This window comes from Noviherbaspirillum sp. Root189, assembly GCF_001428545.1.
In the GTDB taxonomy this organism is placed as follows: Bacteria; Pseudomonadota; Gammaproteobacteria; order Burkholderiales; family Burkholderiaceae_D; genus Noviherbaspirillum.
In genome coordinates, this window is the sequence record NZ_LMHZ01000015.1 from 23,867 (window position 1) to 41,515 (window position 17,649).

The window sequence follows — 17,649 nt, forward strand, 5'->3', positions numbered from 1 at the left end:
CAGGGGCTGATCACTGATTCCTTCCGCTCAACCTGTATGTATGCTTTTATGCATACGCCTTAACCCGAGCCATACGCCCGCTGCAACGAGCGGCACCAAGATGCCGGTCGCTACGTCGGGGTTCACTGGCAGCCCGGCAGCCTTGGCCGCCTTGCCGGCATAACTCAGCAGGCCAACCGTGTAGTAAGAAATGGCGACTACAGACAAGCCTTCCACCGCTTGCTGCAAACGAAGCTGTTGAGCGGCCCGCGTATTCATTGATTGCAGTATCTGGCGATTCTGGCGCTCTTGTACGATACCGACGCGTGTGCGCAGCAGGTCATTGGTATGGGCGATGCGCTCTGCAAGCGCCTCTTGCCGGCGCGCGATCGCCTGGCAGGTATTCATCGCCGGCGTCAAGCGCCGGTCCATGAATTCATCGATTGTAGGACTGCCTTCGATGCGGATCTCCCTGAGTTCTTCAATACGCGCATTGACCAGACTAAAGTAGGCCTGCGACGCGGAAAAACGGTAGCTGTTATCGAGCGAAAGCTTCTCGATGCGCGCCGCCAGTCCCGTGATGTGGCTCAGCAGTTCCTGTTCGTTATCCGTATCCGACAGCCTGCTGCCGTTGCTGCGTTCGGTCTCGACCATGGCGGCCGTCAAACTCGCAAGTTCGCCTTCGATGGCATTGAGGACCGGTGTCGCCTGTTGGGCATGCGGCAATCCGAGAAGCGCCATCATCCGGTATGTCTCAATTTCGAGCAGGCGTTGCACAAGTCTGCCGGCCTGCTGCTCATGCAAGCCGACATCCCGCACCACGAAACGGCTGAAGCCGTCCGCCTGGATCAGGAAATCCGTCCAGATTTCTCCGCCTTGAAGCACGTGGCTGCCAACCATCATGTTCCCTTCAAAGACCTGCCGCAAACTGGCGGCAAAGGCATCGGAAGGTCCACGCGTCTTGTCCAGCACCACATGGGCTGCCACCATGACCTTACCCTGCAAAGCTGCCAGCCATTGTTGCGGCACATGCCTGAGCGGCACACGCTGGAATTCCACCGCCGGCGATGACGCATCATCGTGACGCTCGGCGAAGGTATAGGTCGCAAACTCAGTGTGACACTCCCATTTCACGCGGAATCGGCCAAAGTCATGAAAGAAATACTTCGCCTCCGAAGTGGGGGCACTGACACCGAAGTGCCCGCATAGCGCTGTCAGCAGATCGTGCTGCGTCACGCCATTGCGAGAACCGGAATTCATCGACTCGCGCTCGTAGACGGCGATATGCGACAACACTTCCGGCGCTTCAAGACGCAAAAATGGCCGGGAATGAATCTCGGCCGCCAACGGAACACGCGCTACATGGTTAAGGCTTGAAAACAAAATGGTCATCGGTTAGCGAATGTTCTTATCGAGAATTATTGGTTGAATGAAAATTTTGTATCGGGAATGTCGTGGGGGTTGTACCGAATTAGGGAGATATCGCGCCGTTCTGCATAGTTCTTAGATGAACGTCACTGACACGGTATGAAAAATAAATATCAGGGTGAAGGGTAACTGACCGACAAGATGGTCAACTCGTCCGGGCCGGCCGGGGTCATCAGCGTGACCGAATCGCCTTCTCTTGCCTTTGTCAGCGCGCGGGCGACGGGAGATATCCAGCTGATCTTGCCGTTAAGAGGGTCCAGTTCGTCGATGCCGACGATGGTCACCGTGTGTTCGACGCCCGCCTGGTTTTCGTAGGTAACCGTCGCGCCAAAGTAGATCTGATCGCTGCCATGATGCACAGTGGGATCGACAACTTCGGCCAAGTCCAGACGCTTGGTCAGAAAACGGATCCGCCTGTCTATTTCGCGCAAGCGCCGCTTTCCATAGATGTAATCGCCGTTCTCCGAGCGATCGCCATTGGATGCCGCCCAGGAAACGATACGTACGACCTCCGGCCTGTCCACGTCGATCAAGCGAAGCAGTTCTTCCTTCATGCGCCGGTGTCCGTCCGGGGTCATGTAGTTCTTGGTACCCGCCGGTATTGCGGGCGTGGCCGCATCGAGGTCGTCCTCGTCGTCCGATTCTTTAACGAATGCCTTGTTCATACGACCATATTGTAGCCTTGTCGCCGACTAGTTTTCGAATTCCTCGCTTGTGTTGACGTGCTCGCTCCATTCGATAGACTGAAGTTGCAACTGGTAAAGATCATCCGCCGACAACTGGAGGTCTTCCAGAAGTCGTGTCGGGACCGGGCCGGTTTCCCGGACTCGTTCCAGGCACTCCGTCAGCTTCAGCATCTCGCCGAGTCGTCCGATGCGCGACAGCAAGGCATCACGTACCGGTCCTGATAATGAAAGTTGCTCCACCAGCTTTTCCATCGGCACCGCGAACAAGGTATCCATCAAGGAAAGCACCCCTACCGTATAAGCTGTGCCGGCAACAATGTGATCTTCGGGGTCCACCTTCGCAGCCATCAATTCCATGAGTTTTCCGCGGGTCGATGCCAGCGACAACAGAACGGTCGCCCGCGCCGGAGACTGGCCGCTTTCCGCGCACAGCAGGATTTGCAACCAGCGGTAGAACTGCCTGCGGCCAAACACCGACAAGGCGTCGGTCAGCGTCTCGATGGGCCGCTCCACACCGGACAGTGGCGCATTAACTATGCGCAGAAGGCTCAGCGCAAGCGATGGATCCTGGCGGATGATGGCTTCAAGCTCCGCATCGTCCATATCGCCGGTAAATTTTGCCAGCAGCTGCATTACGGCGACTTGCGACGGCCTAAGCTTCTTGCCTGTAAGCACGGTTGGACGAGCGAAATAGTAGCCTTGGAAATAATCAAACCCCAGCTCCATGCAGAGTGCAAACTGTTCCTGGGTTTCGACTTTTTCAGCAAGCAGAGTCTTCCCGCTCATCTTGAAGCGGCGCACGAGTTCGGTCAGCCGTTCCACATTCACGCTGGTAATCTCGACCTTGATTACCTCGACCAGAGGCAATAGTTTTTGCACCGCATCGGAACAGGCAACGACGTCATCCAGCGCAAAACGGAACCCGGCGTCGGCGAGCTCGGTCACGCGCGCGATCAGGTCTTCGGTTGGCTCTACAGTTTCCAGGATTTCCAGTATCACCTTCTGTCTCGGCAGGAAATTCACCACATCGCCTGACAGAAGATCGGCATCGACATTGATGAAGCCGACGTGGTTGCCGATGACATTGGCAAGGCCCAACTGAACGGCGTGGGCGATTACGGAGGCCGTCGCCGCGATGTCACCGGTAATATTTGCCGACTCTGTGTCGGCATCACGAAACAGGAGTTCGTAAGCGACCAATTGATGGTCGCGATTCAGGATCGGCTGACGACCGAGAAAGAAGTCGCGGATTGGCAGGGATTGACGGGTAATATCATGGGAAACAGCGCTTGCCACGTTTGACATACAGGCTCATCCATTGTTAGATTTTCCGGCGGCCAACCGGCCACCTTTATCGGGACGAGCCTATGCAAACATCAGGCCAAACATCAGACCTGCGAGTTTTTGTCGCCAGTCCTGCGTGTGCCGGTATGTACCGCCGTCGGCATACCGCTTTCCAGAGTAAACGTTGCGCCCTCGTCTCGGGCCAGGGCCTTTACCAGGAAAGGCATCAGTTCACGCAGCATGGGCTCCAGGGTCCACGGTGGATTGAGTACGAACATGCCGCTACTGTGCAGGCCAAAACCATCCGGCGTCGGAGCGCTGACCGACAAGGTCACATTGAGCCAGCCATTGCTGGGAAGCCGCTTGAGCTTGTCCGGCATCTGCCGTGACTCCATCCTTTGAAGCACTGGATACCAGACCGCATAGGTTCCGGTTGCAAAGCGCACCAGTGCATCGTTCAGCGTGTCCTTCACCCGACGGTAGTCGTCCTTGTTTTCATAAGGCGGGTCGATCAGGACGAGGCCGCGACGTGATGGCGGCGGCAAGAGTGACTTGAGCCCGAGGAAGCCATCGCTCTTTTGAATCATTACCCGTTTGCCGCGCACGGTAGTGCGTTGTCCCTGTGCTGCGGCATGCGCCTCAAGCTTGCGAAAATTCTCTTCGAGAATCTTGCCGTCGCTTGGGTGCAGCTCAAACAGACGCAAACGATCCTGTTCGCGCGCAATCTGTTCAGCGCAGTACGGCGACCCCGGGTAATAGCACATTTTGCCGCTAGGATTCATGCCTTTGATGAGCTTCACGTACTCGGCAAGTGGTTCAGGCAAGTCCTTGCGGTCCCACAGACGGCTGATGCCCGTTTCGTATTCGACATTTTTTGCCGCATAGCCGGTATCCAGCGCATACACCCCTGCTCCCGCATGGGTATCGATGTACATATAGGGCGTATCTTTCTGGCCGAGATAGCGGAGCAATTGGATGAGCACAACGTGCTTAAGCACATCGGCATGATTGCCCGCATGAAAGGCGTGGCGGTAACTCAGCATGGGAAAGTCCGGCGGTGAGGATTGGAAAGGGTGCACATTTTATCAGTACCCTGTCATCAAGCTTCGGAATCTTCGTGATGACAGACGCAATCGCTGCTTGCGGCGGCGCTTTGCAGGTTCTGCAGAATCCCGCATTGCTGTGCGCTCATATGCGTATGACAAGCACTTCGCAAGCTTTGTAGCTGCTTTTGCAAGCGTTCCAGTGAGGCAATCTGCGAGGCCGTTTGCTGGATGTGCCGATCAAGCAATGCGTCAATTTCATCACAAGCCCTTTCCGGTTCAGCCTGAAATTGCTGCAAGGTACGCACATCGTCCAGCGACATGCCCAGTGAACGGCAATGACGGATAAACAATAAACGTTCGGCGTCCTGTTCACTGTATTGCCGGTAATTGCCTCCACTGCGGGGTGGTGTAGGCAACAGCCCTTCCCGTTCGTAATAGCGAATCGTTTCCACTTCGCAACCGGAATGTTTCGCCAATTCACCGATTTTCATGCTTTTCTCCAGATCAGGCCTTGACCCTATAGTAGCTACAGGGTCTTTAATAGGCAAATCTTGTTGAAGGAGCTAACTCATGTCAGACCAATGCTGCGCCCATGCCTGCGAACCTGCCGCTGCGGCCAATCCGCGGTATCGCCGAGCGCTTTGGATAGCGCTTATCGTGAATGCGGGCATGTTCGCCGTCGAGCTTGTTGGCGGAACCCGTTCCGGCTCGACCTCGCTGCTCGCCGATGCAGTCGACTTCTTCGGTGATGCCGCAAACTATGGCATCTCGCTGCTGGTCCTGGGTATGGCAGTGCACTGGCGCTCCCGCGCTGCCCTATTCAAAGCATCATGCATGGGCGCATTCGGTGTATTCGTGCTCGGCAAGACCGCGTGGAGCATTTCAACCGGTACAGTACCTGAACCCGCGACCATGGGCATTATCGGCGCCATGGCGCTTGTTGCGAATCTCTCGGTAGCGGGGTTGTTGTATGCGTACCGTTCAGGCGATGCCAATATGCGCTCGGTCTGGCTTTGCACGCGCAACGACGCAATTGGCAATCTGGCGGTGATGCTTGCGGCGGCAGGTGTGTTCGGCACGCAAAGCGGCTGGCCTGATTGGATTGTTGCGGCCTTGATGGGCACACTGGCATTAAGTGCCGCGATTTCTGTGATGCGTCACGCACGTGAAGAATTAGGCAGCAACGCTGTTAAGGTGGCTCAACACCAGCATGGTCATTCACACTGAGACAGATGCCGGAGTCGTATGTGCCGGTTACAGTGACAGTTAAAACTGAATAAAGCAAAAAGCCACACCCTGGGGTGTGGCTTTTTTACATCCTTGCAAACCTGGTGTTGAGGCTTCAGTCTTCGAAAGCTACCGAACGAAGCCTCAGCAAATCAGTGGAACTGCTCTTCTTCGGTCGAACCGGTCAGTGCCTTGACGGAAGACGAACCGCCCTGGATCACTGTGGTCACTTCGTCGAAGTAACCAGCGCCAACTTCCTGCTGGTGCGACACGAAGGTGTAACCCTTTTCGCGTGCTGCGAATTCCGGCTCCTGCACCATATTGACGTAGTGCTTCATGCCTTCGCCACGAGCGTATGCGTGCGCGAACTGGAAGGTGTTGAACCAGTTGATGTGGATGCCAGCCAGTGTGATGAACTGGTACTTGTAGCCCAGTGCCGACAGCTTGTCCTGGAATTCGGCGATCGACTTGTCGTCGAGGTTCTTCTTCCAGTTGAAGGACGGCGAGCAGTTGTACGACAACAGCTTGCCCGGGCACTTGGCGTGCACAGCCTGCGCGAATTCACGTGCAAAGCCCAGGTCCGGCGTACCGGTTTCGCACCATACGAGGTCAGCGAAAGGAGCGTAGGCAACGCCACGGCTGATCGCCTGCTCAAGACCGTTCTTGACACGATAGAAGCCTTCGTTAGTGCGCTCGCCAGTCAGGAAAGGCTTGTCGTTTGCATCGTGATCCGAAGTGATCAGATTGGCAGCTTCTGCATCGGTACGTGCCAGAACGATGGTCGGCACACCCATGACGTCAGCAGCGAAACGTGCGGCAGTCAGCTTCTCGACAGCTTCTTGAGTTGGAACCAGAACCTTGCCGCCCATGTGGCCGCACTTCTTCACAGCTGCCAGCTGGTCTTCGAAGTGAACGCCTGCAGCGCCGGAGGAAATCATGTTCTTCATCAGTTCGAAGGCGTTCAGCACGCCGCCGAAACCGGCTTCAGCATCAGCAACGATAGGCAGGAAGAAGTCGACGAAGTTTTCGTCGCCCGGGTTGATACCACGGGACCACTGGATCTCGTCAGCGCGCTTGAATGTGTTGTTGATGCGGCGAACCATGGTCGGAACCGAGTCGTATGCGTACAGCGACTGGTCGGGGTACATGGTTTCGGAGGTGTTACCGTCAGCGGCGACCTGCCAGCCGGACAGATACACGGCTTCGAGGCCGGCCTTTGCCTGCTGCATTGCCTGGCCTGCAGTGATTGCGCCGAACGCGTTCACATAGCCCTTCTTTGCACCGCCGTTAATTTTTGCCCACAGCTTTTCAGCACCGGCTTTTGCCAGCGTATGCTCAATGTGCTGCGAACCACGGAGGCGGACGACGTCTTCAGCGGTGTAGTTACGCGTGACGCCTTTCCAGCGCGGGTTTTCAGCCCAGTCTTTTTCCAATGCTTGAATTTGCTGTTCGCGAGTTGCCATGGTTGTTCTCCTGATGTGGTGCGGGGTAAGTAGAAAAGAAAACTCGATGGGTGAATAATAGGCTCTTTTTTGCGGGGCAACAAGGTCTTATATAAGACATATAACTAAAATTTTTTAGATAAAAATCAAAGACTTGCTATTTTCATTTCGCGATATGAAACATTTTTTCTCAAAATGAAAAACCGGAATGATGCCGCGCACCGTGCCTTTTCACAATACAAAACGCGGATTCCGAATCATGAAAAACCGGGACGCTGGCATGCATTTCGCGTCGGCGGGCACTCGGACTCAAGCTACGGCTCCACGCCACAACTAGTTCTATAAGTCATTCAAGACAATGAACCTGCGTTACTTGCCGCCGTTTTATTCGGCGTGAGCATGACTTCCCTGCGATGGCAGGGAGCCGCATATCCATACCCCCTTTGCACCGACCCCTGACGCACACACATCCGCATGTTCCCGATATACGTCGCCGGCAGTCACATTAAGTGCCGGCGGTTGAATATCAATCCAGGTGTTGATCCGAGTCTCAATCAAGCTTTTGCTTTGAAACCAGTACGCCGTCTGCATCGGCATAAATCCAGTCTCCCGGTTCGATCGCGACTCCGGCAATCGTAACGCGAAGGTCACGGTCGCCGACGCCCTTACGGACGCTGCGCTGAGGATGGGTCGCCAGTGCACGTACGCCGATATCGCAGGCATTGATTTCCTCTGAATCGCGGATGCAACCGTTGACGATGATGCCGGCCCAGCCATTTTTCTCGGCGAGTACACCCAGGTTTCCACCAACCAGTGCGCAGCGCAAGCTGCCACCGCCATCGACCACGAGCACGTTGCCGTTGCCCGGCGTCTCAAGGGTTGAACGAACCAGCACGTTGTCTTCAAATACTTTCAGCGTGGTTGCCTGTCCCGAAAATGTCAGCTGCATGCCGAATTTCTGGAACACGGGCGGCAATGCCGCCAGCGTCCCGTTGGCCAGCTTGTCCTCGTTGGCATCGCAGATATCACATGTTGCAAAAGTCATCGTCTCTCCTTCGGGTAAAAGTAAATTGAGCACCCCGGATTGTAAGCGAGGACCGCAAGCAAAAAGGCCAGCACTTGGGCCGGCCTTTGCAAACATCAAATACAGCGCATTTACGTTCGCATTTTCAGACGGTGCTCGCCTGCGCGGCCGCCCTTTTGCTTTCCGTGTTACTCCCGACCCTGAACGCCGTCAGCAATGCGAGCCATTGGAACAAACCGATACCAACGAATACCCACGCAGGATGTGAACCATCCATCACGGCACCGAACATCAGCGGCGCGAGCGCAAGCCCGATATCGAGACCGGAATAGACGACGCCGTACACACGGCCCGTCGCATTCTTTGGTGCGGCAGCACGAATCAGCAGGTCGCGCGATGGACCGGCGATGCCAGCTCCCAATCCTACTCCGCCCATCAGCAACACCGCCATGAGCGGCGGTACCGCGCCGCTGGCAATGGTCATTGCGAAGATGCCGGAAGCTGTAAAGCCCATGGCAATGGTGCGCTCATGGCGGGTGGTCTTCGCCGCGAGAAAGCCGCCCCACAGCATGCCGGCAGCGGAGGCCAGCATGTACGCCGTGTAGCCGACAGTCGCAGTGGCCAGCGACATGCCATACAGTTCGTGCAAACCCGTGGAAGAAAAACTCTGCACACCGCCAAGGGCCATCGCGGTAATGAAGAAAAAGAGAAAGCACATCCACACCGCAGGTACCCGCATAAAATCCAGCGCGCGGCCTGTTTTGAGAGCCTCGTTTTTATGCGTGGTTGTTACCGCCTCACGGCCATCGGCAGTATCGAGGATGTTGCGGTACACGAGAAGCAAAGCGAGCACGGCCAGCGGAATGCAAGCCGCTGCAGCAAGAGCGAAGCGCCATCCGAACCCTGCCGCCAATGGCGCCAGGAACACCGGCGCCGCCGCCCATCCCAGGTTGCCGCAAATGCCATGTACCGAAAACGCATGCCCAAGGCGTGCCGGGGAGACGCGCTTGTTCAGCAAGGTGAAGCATGCCGGGTGAAACACGCTGTTACCAAGACCTGCCAGCATGGAGCCAAGCAGCAGAAAGAGATAGCTGGGAGCGACTGCCAACACCAGCGCCGAGATTCCGAGACAGCCGAGACCGAAGAACAAGACATTGCGGGCTCCGATCCGATCTACCACAAAACCTGACGCCGCTTGCCCTACTCCGGATACGACAAAGAACACCGTCATCAGAAAACCGAGTTCGGCATATGACAGGCCAAACGCCTCCTTTAACCACGGGAATAAAGGCGCAAGGATCAGGTGAAAGAAATGTGACACGCCATGTGCGAGCCCTTCCAGGCTGATGACCTGCGCATCCTGACGCAAGGTGGGTGTGGCGGCGGAAGCATTCATGACGTTATCTCAGTCTCGAAATCGAAAATTGGAATCGCGGCGGGGCCGGATCGATATTGGTGTTGATATTTAAAAATCCTGAAAATAGTTTATGCAGGATTGTCTCGTCTGTTTTAAGATAAATGGACAAGATTTGTCGCAATTCCGACAGTTTATTTTGAGGTCCTCTTATCATCATGGCTATCCAGGCGATCAAGCATACAAGGCTGCATCTATCCGGCGTGACGCCGACAGCGAGCCGACCCGTGCGCATGGTGGCGCGTGATCTCGATGCATCGGAATTGCTGGCGGCGCATTCTCATGCCTGGGGACAACTTACCTATGCGCTCGACGGGGTCGTACGGGTAACCGTCCCCAACAGCACCTGGATCGTGCCGCCGCAACGAGCAATCTGGATACCACCGAAGCTGGTGCATGAAGTCGCGACGCTGGAGAAGGCTCGCTTACGGGCCTTGTATGTGTTTGCGGAAGCGGCACCATTCAGTGGCGGGGAATGCGAGGTCCTTGAAGTCTCCACACTGCTGCGCGAACTGGTCGTGGCTCTTGCGCAGGCCGATGCCGAAAGCTCGCGCGAGGCGATGTTGTCAGCGTTGATGCTGGACGAAATGCCGCGCCTGGCAACGCAACCAATACGGGTCGCACTCCCGGAAGATAAACGATTGAAAGCCCTGTGCGAAGCACTGATAGGGGAACCCGCATCGTCGTTATCCCTGGAGGACTGGGCCGGGAAAGTGGGAGCATCAAGCCGTACGCTGGCGCGCCTGTTCGAACGCGAACTTGGCATGGGTTTCACCCAGTGGCGCCAGCAAGTCAGGCTGGCTCATGCGGCGCCGCTGATTGCGCGTGGCATGCCGCTGTCTCAGGTTGCGGACGAACTGGGGTACGCGAGTCAGTCGGCATTTTCGGCGATGTTCAGGAAGACTTTCGGACAGTCGCCAAGCGTGTTCTTTGCGCGCAATGGCGCGTAGCATGACTGTGACGACGCCTTGAAGCGTCAACTGAACAAAATGAAAAGCCCGGCAACAGAAGATCTGTTGCCGGGCTTTTGCTTGCACTGGCCGTGAAGCCAATCAACTTCCCTATACAGCGACCGCTTCTTCCTTTTTCTCGAAAGCGAGTTCGCTGCCTTTTACCGAAACGGTGATCGTATCCTTCGGGCCGAAGCGTCCCTGGAGGATCAGCTTCGATAACGGATTCTCGATTTCCTGCTGGATCGCGCGCTTCAATGGACGAGCACCATATACAGGATCGAAACCCGCCTCGGCAATCTTCTGCAACGCCGCGTCGGAAACTTCCATATGGATATCCATCTTCGCCAGTCGCTGCTCGAGCACCTTGAGCTGGATACGTGCGATCGCGCCGATGTTCTTGGCATCGAGTGCATGGAACACGACCAATTCATCAATACGATTCACGAACTCGGGACGGAAATGATTCTTCACTTCCGCCATCACCGCCAGCTTCACCACGGCCGGATCGCTGTCTTCCATCGCCTGGATTTTGTGCGAGCCCAGGTTCGATGTCATCACGATGACGGTGTTCTTGAAGTCCACCGTACGCCCCTGCCCATCCGTCATGCGGCCATCGTCGAGCACTTGCAGCAGGACGTTGAACACATCCGAATGCGCCTTCTCGATTTCGTCGAGCAGGATCACGCTGTACGGCTTGCGACGTACGGCCTCGGTCAGATAGCCACCCTCTTCATAGCCGACATAACCCGGAGGCGCCCCGATCAGTCGTGCCACCGAATGCTTCTCCATGAACTCACTCATATCGATACGAATCATGGCGTCTTCGGTATCGAAGAGGAAGGACGCCAGCGCCTTGCACAATTCGGTCTTGCCGACCCCTGTCGGGCCAAGGAACATGAACGAACCATACGGACGGTCAGGATCCGACAGGCCGGCACGCGAACGGCGGATCGCATCGGACACAGCAACAATCGCTTCATGCTGGCCGACCACGCGCTTATGCAGTTCATCTTCCATATGCAGCAGCTTGTCGCGCTCGCCCTGCATCATCTTCGAGACCGGGATACCGGTTGCCCGCGAGACGACTTCGGCGATTTCTTCCGCACCGACCTGAGTGCGCAACAACTTGCGCTCCGTCTTTTCCTGCTCGCCGGTATCAGCCTGCTTCAGCTGGGCTTCCAGTTGCGGCAGCTTGCCGTACTGCAGCTCGGACATCTTCTGCCAGTCGCCCTTGCGCTTGGCTTCTTCCATCTGCAGACGGACCTTCTCGATTTCTTCCTTGATCTGCTGGCTGCCCTGGACGGCGGATTTTTCAGCCTTCCAGATTTCATCGAGGTCGGCGTATTCACGCTCCAGCTTCTGGATCTCTTCCTCGATCAGGCCGAGACGCTTCTGCGAAGCTTCGTCCATTTCCTTACGAACGGCTTCGCGCTCGATCTTCAGCTGGATCAGGCGGCGGTCGAGCTTGTCCATGACTTCCGGCTTGGAGTCGATTTCGATCTTGATCTTCGAAGCGGCTTCGTCGATCAGGTCGATCGCCTTGTCAGGCAGGAAGCGATCGGTGATATAGCGATGCGACAGCTCGGCCGCGGCCACGATAGCCGGGTCAGTGATGTCGACGCCATGGTGCACCTCATACTTTTCCTGCAGGCCGCGCAGAATCGCAATGGTCGCTTCGACGCTCGGTTCATCGACCATGATTTTCTGGAAACGACGTTCGAGCGCAGCATCCTTTTCGATGTACTTGCGGTACTCGTCCAGGGTCGTGGCACCGACGCAATGCAATTCACCGCGTGCAAGCGCAGGCTTGAGCATGTTGCCGGCATCCATCGCGCCTTCGGCCTTGCCCGCGCCGACCATGGTGTGGATCTCGTCGATGAAGACGATGGTCTGGCCTTCATCCTGGGCGATTTCCTTGAGGACGGCTTTCAGCCTTTCCTCGAACTCACCACGATACTTTGCACCGGCCAGCAGCGCTGCCATATCGAGCGACAACACACGCTTGGACTTCAGGCTGTCAGGCACTTCGCCATTGACGATACGCTGCGCAAGCCCTTCGACGATGGCGGTCTTACCGACACCGGGCTCACCGATCAGCACGGGATTATTCTTCGTGCGACGTTGCAATACCTGGATCGCGCGACGGATTTCATCGTCACGTCCGATCACCGGGTCGAGCTTGCCGGCACGTGCACGTTCGGTCAGGTCCAGCGTGTATTTTTTCAGCGCTTCACGCTGGCCTTCGGCATCGGCAGAATTGACGTTACCGCCGCCACGCACAGCAGTGATGGCCGCTTCGAGCGACTTGCGGGTCAGTCCGCTTTCGCGCGCCAGCCTGCCAGCATCGGATTTGTCTTCCGTCAGCGCCAGCAGAACCATTTCGCTGGCGATGAATTGGTCGCCACGCTTTTGCGCTTCCTTGTCAGCGAGATTCAGCAATGCAACGGATTCACGGCCGATCTGTACTTCACCGCCGTGGCCGGAAACCTTCGGCAGGCGTTCCAGCGCCGTCTTGAGGGACGCGGACAGGCCGCTGACATTCACCCCGGAACGCTGCAGCAGGGAGCGTGCGCCACCATCGTCCTGGTTGATCAGGGCATTCAGGATATGCACCGGCTCAATGTATTGGTTATCATTCCCGACCGCCTGGCTTTGGGCATCGGAAAGAGCCTCCTGCAATTTTGTTGTCAGTTTATCGAGACGCATAAGAATGTTCTCCAGAAAAAAATCAATCTGCCAACAACATAAGGGCGAGTAACCACATTTCAAGAAAGGATGCTTGATCCTCGCTCAGGCAGGGTCGGGTTGCAATGGATCTACATCAAATTCAGGTAAGTTATCAGGCCGAAGAAGACCGGCTTCTGTTTCGGGCTTCGTTCAAGTCGGACGACGGCCTGCATGAATTGCGCGCCTGGCTGACGCGCAGGCTGACCAAGGTCTTGTGGCCGGCCATCCTTCAGGCGCTTGAAACGCAGGTCAGACTGGACAAACCGCAAGCCGCTCATGCGAGTGCCGACATTATCGGTATGGAGCACCAGGCATCGGTCGACCAGATTCGCGACAGCGGCAGTTTCAACAACCCCTACGAAGCTGAAATCCAGGACTTCCCGCTAGGCCAACACCCATTACTGATTACGTCAATCAACTTTGCCCAGTTTCCGGACCAACCCGTCAGGATCAATATGACCCCAGCGGATGGCCACGGTTTCGAACTCGCGTTCACGTTGATCGTACTGCACGGCTTTTGCTCCTTGCTAAAGGATGCCGTTCGACTAGCCGAATGGGACCTGGAACTGGAAATGCCAGGAGTGATGCTTGAAAATCCCGGTAAACGGGTGTTTAACTAGCAACCAGTGAAGGCGATACTTCTCCGGAAAACAGTCGGAGAAGGAATACGCAGCGTGTTTTCGGCCTGCAAGGCTACAGGTGGAAGGTTTGACGCCTGGAAGAAGACCGCTTTCGACCGAAGATAAGAAGCGTTCCAGGAGGCAAACTACGCCGGACGCTCCGGTTCGGCGGCATTACCAGACGCAATACCCCACTTTGCCAGGGCACGGTCGTCGGTGACACGGGCATCAACCCAGCGTGCCCCATCCGGCGTCTGTTCCTTCTTCCAGAACGGCGCCTCGGTTTTGAGGTAATCCATGATGAATTCGCAGGCGGAAAATGCTTCGCCGCGATGGGCGGAAGTTACCGCAACCAACACGATCTGGTCTAGGGGCTTCAGTGGTCCGACGCGGTGTATCACGAGCGCATCGATAATAGTCCAGCGCGTTTTGGCCTGGTCCACGATGTCTTCCAGGGCTTTTTCGGTCATGCCCGGATAGTGTTCGAGTTCCATTTCGCTGACACCGGCACCGTCATTGATGTCACGCACGGTTCCAACGAAAGAGACGACAGCCCCGACCTGCGCCTGCCCGGCACGTAAAGCCGCAACTTCGCGGGAAAGGTCGAAATCCTCGGTCTGGATGCGCACTGCCATGCTATTCACCCTCCTGTGACTGGCGGGAAAAATGCGACTTCGCCGCCCTCGCTGATGGGTGTATCGGCACCGGTCATCTGCTGGTTGAAGGCCATCCGCAGTGCACGTCCCTCCGCCAGGGTTTCTGCCCATACCCCGCCGCGTTGCTGCAGGAACGACCGGACCTGCCCGACGGTCTGCACCTCGTCCGGCACGCGTAGTGTTTCCTTGCCTGTGCCGACGGCTTCACGCACGCTGGCGAAAAAACGAAGTTCAATCTGCATGGTCGTCAATAAAGCAATTCGCTGAATGGAATGAACTGCACTGTATCACCGCTGGCGATGGTTTGCCCCGGCGGATTATCGATCAGTCCATCGCCCCACACTGTCGAGGTTAGCACGGCGGAGCTTTGATTCGGGAATAGATCGAGGCCGCCATTGGCGTTCATGCGTGCACGAAGAAATTCATTGCGACGGTCCGCCTTGGGCCAGGAAAAATCGGCGCGCAGGGGAACAGCCCGTGGACTTACATTGGTCACGCCTTGCAGGCGGAGAATGAACGGCCGGACAAACAACAGGAAGGTGACGAAGCTCGATACTGGATTACCCGGCAAGCCCAGGAAGAACGCGGTCGATCCGCCAATGCGGTTGACCTCGCCGAAAGCCAGGGGCTTTCCGGGCTTGATCGCGATCTGCCACATATTGAGCCGTCCTTCGGCTTCCACCGCCGGCTTGATATGGTCTTCCTCTCCCACCGAAACGCCACCGGAGGTAATGATCAGGTCGTGGTCTGCCGCAGCAGTCCGCAAGGTCTGACGTGTCGCCTCCAGCGAGTCCGGAACGATGCCATAGTCAGTGATGTCGCAACCCAGGTTTTCCAGCAGTCCGCGCAAGGTGAAGCGGTTGGAGTTATAGATCGCCCCCGGCTTGAGCGGCTCACCGGGCATCGCCAGTTCATCGCCCGTGAAGAACACGGCAACACGTGGCTTGCGGATCACCGGCAAGCTGGCGAGACCCACGGAAGCCGCCAGCCCGAGTTCCTGCCCGCGCAGGCGGGTGCCGGCAGGAAGAATGACGCTACCAGCCTCGATGTCTTCACCGGTACGCCGTATCCATTCGCCGGGCTGCGGAGCGTGGTTGACCCTCACCATGTCGCCGCTGGGTATGGCTTCGCATTGCTCCTGCATCACGACGGCATCGGCTCCTTCAGGAATCATCGCGCCCGTAAAGATACGGGCGACGGTGCCTGGCTGCAAAGCCTGGCCGATCTGCCCTGCGGGAATGCGTTGCGACACTTTCAGCGTGACGCTGCCGCTGGCGCAATCGACGGCACGGACGGCATAGCCATCCATCTGCGTATTGTCCATCGGAGGGACGTTCAGTTGCGAGCTTTGTGCAGCAGCAAGAACGCGTCCGTTAGCGTCGATTGTTGGCAAGGTCTCGACGTCTGAAATCGGACGTGCTGCTGCGAGGAGGGTTGCGAGCGCTTCATTGGCACTCAGCATCGGTTTCTTTTCGGTCATGCGCGCACTTGCAGTCTGGGTGGTGTGATGGGCCACGCGCGAAGCCGGCCCGTATGCCGATCACAAATGGCGGCGGCTTTACAGAGCCGCCGCTACGGTTTGCCTTTGGCTGAATCGTTCAGCCTGTACAAATAAAGTTTACGCAATCATTGTACGAATCAAAGGCCGGTTCGTTCAGCGATGTAGGCTTTCATTTTTTCGACGTTTGCCGGCATCACATCAAAACGTTGCGGCAAGGCTTCGATATTTTCGAATCCCGCCGGACGCTCGGCATCGCGGCCCAGCGCTTCACGAATTGTCTCATTGAACTTTGCCGGCAATGCTGTTTCGAGCACAATCATCGGTATACCGGGCGAGAGATATTCGCGCGCCACCTTGACACCGTCCGCTGTATGCGTGTCGATAGTAACGCCATATTTCTCCTGCACATCACGGATGGTCGCTACACGGTCACTGTGCACCGATTTGCCGGACAGGAAGCCGTAGCGCGAAATTTTTTCGAACTCGTTGCCATCGCTACCCGGCTTGCCTGAAAGATCGAAACCGCCCTCGGTCTCCACTTTCTTGAACAAGGCCCTGACACGGTCCGCATCGCGATCCAGCAGATCGTAGACAAAGCGCTCAAAATTCGATGCCTTGCTGATATCCATGCTCGGGCTGGTCGTATGATAGGTCTCCGACGACTTGCGCACGCGATATACCCCGGTGCGGAAGAACTCATCCAGCACGTCGTTTTCATTGGTCGCCGCCACCAGCTTGTCGATCGGCACGCCCATCATGCGCGCGATATGGCCGGCACAGATATTACCGAAGTTGCCTGATGGGACAGTAAAGGAAACCTTCTGGTCGTTGCTGGTGGTCGCACTGAGATAACCGCGGATGTAGTAAACCACTTGCGCTACAACACGTGCCCAGTTGATCGAATTGACGGTGCCGATCTTCTGGCGGGCCTTGAAAGTCAGGTCGTTCGAGACCGCTTTCACCATATCCTGGCAGTCGTCGAACACACCTTCAACCGCGATATTGAAGATATTCGGATCCTGCAGGCTGAACATCTGCGCGGTCTGGAATGCGCTCATCTTTTTATGCGGGGACAGCATGAAGACACGGATGCCTTTCTTGCCGCGCATCGCGTATTCGGCAGCGCTGCCGGTGTCGCCCGAGGTCGCACCGAAGATATTGAGTTCCGCATCCTGCCTGGCCAGCGTGTATTCGAACAGATTGCCGAGCAACTGCATGGCCATATCCTTGAACGCCAGTGTCGGCCCGTTCGACAAGGCTTGCAGGACAAGTTTGGTGCCGTTCTTTTCTTCGAGCGTGCACAGCGGTGTGATTTGCCCGGGTTCTTCGCCCTTGCGCACGTTACGGTAAACGTCTGCCGTATAGGTCTTGTGCGCCAACGCTTTCAAATCCGCTTCCGGGATGTCGGTGGCAAACTTTTTCAGCACCTCGAAAGCAAGGTCCGCATAGGACAGCTTGCGCCACGCATCCAGCTCTGCGCCACTGACTTTCGGATACTCAGCCGGCAGGTAAAGACCGCCGTCGGGTGCAAGACCGCCAAGAAGGATTTGTGAAAAAGATTGCGCCGGAGACTGACCTCGGGTGGAGACGTATTGCATAAGCTCTTGATAGTTTGGTAAGTGGGTGGCCCGCTGCGCGCTGGCGCAGCGTCCTTCACTCCCC

16 protein-coding genes are annotated in these 17,649 nt (G+C 56.6%); 3 read left to right on the plus strand and 13 right to left on the minus strand.

All coding sequences use genetic code 11. The features are described from left to right. Positions 1 to 27: 27 nt before the first annotated feature. From ASE07_RS11320 to cadR, 5 genes are all read right to left on the minus strand, one after another. Entirely contained in the window at positions 28 to 1,371 is a 1,344-nt protein-coding gene (locus ASE07_RS11320; RefSeq protein WP_057290932.1) for a DUF3422 family protein, read from the minus strand. 149 nt (positions 1,372 to 1,520) lie between these two features. Then, a complete protein-coding gene (gene greB, locus ASE07_RS11325; protein ID WP_057290933.1) occupies positions 1,521 to 2,072 on the minus strand; it encodes a transcription elongation factor GreB in 552 nt (183 codons plus the stop codon). A gap of 27 nt (positions 2,073 to 2,099) precedes the next feature. After that, a complete protein-coding gene (locus ASE07_RS11330; protein ID WP_057290934.1) occupies positions 2,100 to 3,398 on the minus strand; it encodes an EAL and HDOD domain-containing protein in 1,299 nt (432 codons plus the stop codon). A gap of 83 nt (positions 3,399 to 3,481) precedes the next feature. After that, complete coding sequence (locus tag ASE07_RS11335) at positions 3,482 to 4,420, minus strand: 23S rRNA (adenine(2030)-N(6))-methyltransferase RlmJ (protein WP_057290935.1); 939 nt, start codon at positions 4,418 to 4,420, stop codon at positions 3,482 to 3,484. 56 nt (positions 4,421 to 4,476) lie between these two features. Continuing rightward, complete coding sequence (cadR, locus tag ASE07_RS11340; RefSeq protein WP_057290936.1) at positions 4,477 to 4,914, minus strand: Cd(II)/Pb(II)-responsive transcriptional regulator; 438 nt, start codon at positions 4,912 to 4,914, stop codon at positions 4,477 to 4,479. 79 nt (positions 4,915 to 4,993) lie between these two features. On the opposite strand from cadR, the gene ASE07_RS11345 reads away from it, so the two are divergent. Continuing rightward, positions 4,994 to 5,650 (plus strand): cation transporter, encoded by a 657-nt coding sequence (locus ASE07_RS11345; protein WP_057290937.1) that lies wholly within the window; start codon positions 4,994 to 4,996, stop codon positions 5,648 to 5,650. A 152-nt stretch (positions 5,651 to 5,802) separates the two neighbouring features. Here the strand turns inward: ASE07_RS11345 and aceA are convergent, their stop codons facing one another. The 3 genes from aceA to ASE07_RS11360 all read right to left on the minus strand — a co-directional run bounded on the left by aceA (position 5,803) and on the right by ASE07_RS11360 (position 9,512). After that, complete coding sequence (gene aceA, locus ASE07_RS11350) at positions 5,803 to 7,113, minus strand: isocitrate lyase (RefSeq protein ID WP_057290938.1); 1,311 nt, start codon at positions 7,111 to 7,113, stop codon at positions 5,803 to 5,805. 529 nt (positions 7,114 to 7,642) lie between these two features. After that, on the minus strand, positions 7,643 to 8,137 hold the full coding sequence (gene rraA / locus ASE07_RS11355) for a ribonuclease E activity regulator RraA (RefSeq protein WP_057290939.1): 495 nt from the start codon (positions 8,135 to 8,137) through the stop codon (positions 7,643 to 7,645). A 124-nt stretch (positions 8,138 to 8,261) separates the two neighbouring features. Next, on the minus strand, positions 8,262 to 9,512 hold the full coding sequence (locus ASE07_RS11360; protein ID WP_057290940.1) for an MFS transporter: 1,251 nt from the start codon (positions 9,510 to 9,512) through the stop codon (positions 8,262 to 8,264). Positions 9,513 to 9,688: 176 nt separating this feature from the next. Between ASE07_RS11360 and ASE07_RS11365 the strand changes: the two genes are divergently transcribed. Further along, on the plus strand, positions 9,689 to 10,480 hold the full coding sequence (locus tag ASE07_RS11365) for an AraC family transcriptional regulator (RefSeq protein ID WP_057290941.1): 792 nt from the start codon (positions 9,689 to 9,691) through the stop codon (positions 10,478 to 10,480). 111 nt (positions 10,481 to 10,591) lie between these two features. Here the strand turns inward: ASE07_RS11365 and clpB are convergent, their stop codons facing one another. Further along, positions 10,592 to 13,189, minus strand: coding sequence for an ATP-dependent chaperone ClpB (gene clpB / locus ASE07_RS11370; protein WP_057290942.1), 2,598 nt, complete (start codon positions 13,187 to 13,189; stop codon positions 10,592 to 10,594). Between the two features lie 104 nt (positions 13,190 to 13,293). Between clpB and ASE07_RS11375 the strand changes: the two genes are divergently transcribed. Then, positions 13,294 to 13,830, plus strand: coding sequence for a hypothetical protein (locus ASE07_RS11375; RefSeq protein ID WP_057290943.1), 537 nt, complete (start codon positions 13,294 to 13,296; stop codon positions 13,828 to 13,830). 146 nt (positions 13,831 to 13,976) lie between these two features. Here ASE07_RS11375 and moaE read toward each other — a convergent pair whose 3' ends face one another. From moaE to thrC, 4 genes are all read right to left on the minus strand, one after another. After that, a complete protein-coding gene (moaE, locus tag ASE07_RS11380) occupies positions 13,977 to 14,465 on the minus strand; it encodes a molybdopterin synthase catalytic subunit MoaE (protein ID WP_057290944.1) in 489 nt (162 codons plus the stop codon). Between the two features lie 5 nt (positions 14,466 to 14,470). After that, positions 14,471 to 14,728 carry a molybdopterin converting factor subunit 1 gene (gene moaD / locus ASE07_RS11385; RefSeq protein WP_057290945.1) on the minus strand — a complete coding sequence of 86 codons (258 nt, stop codon included), beginning with the start codon at positions 14,726 to 14,728 and terminating at the stop codon, positions 14,471 to 14,473. Between the two features lie 5 nt (positions 14,729 to 14,733). Beyond that, on the minus strand, positions 14,734 to 15,966 hold the full coding sequence (locus tag ASE07_RS11390) for a molybdopterin molybdotransferase MoeA (protein WP_057290946.1): 1,233 nt from the start codon (positions 15,964 to 15,966) through the stop codon (positions 14,734 to 14,736). A 158-nt stretch (positions 15,967 to 16,124) separates the two neighbouring features. Next, a complete protein-coding gene (thrC, locus tag ASE07_RS11395; protein ID WP_057290947.1) occupies positions 16,125 to 17,585 on the minus strand; it encodes a threonine synthase in 1,461 nt (486 codons plus the stop codon). Between the last annotated feature and the right edge of the window lie 64 nt (positions 17,586 to 17,649).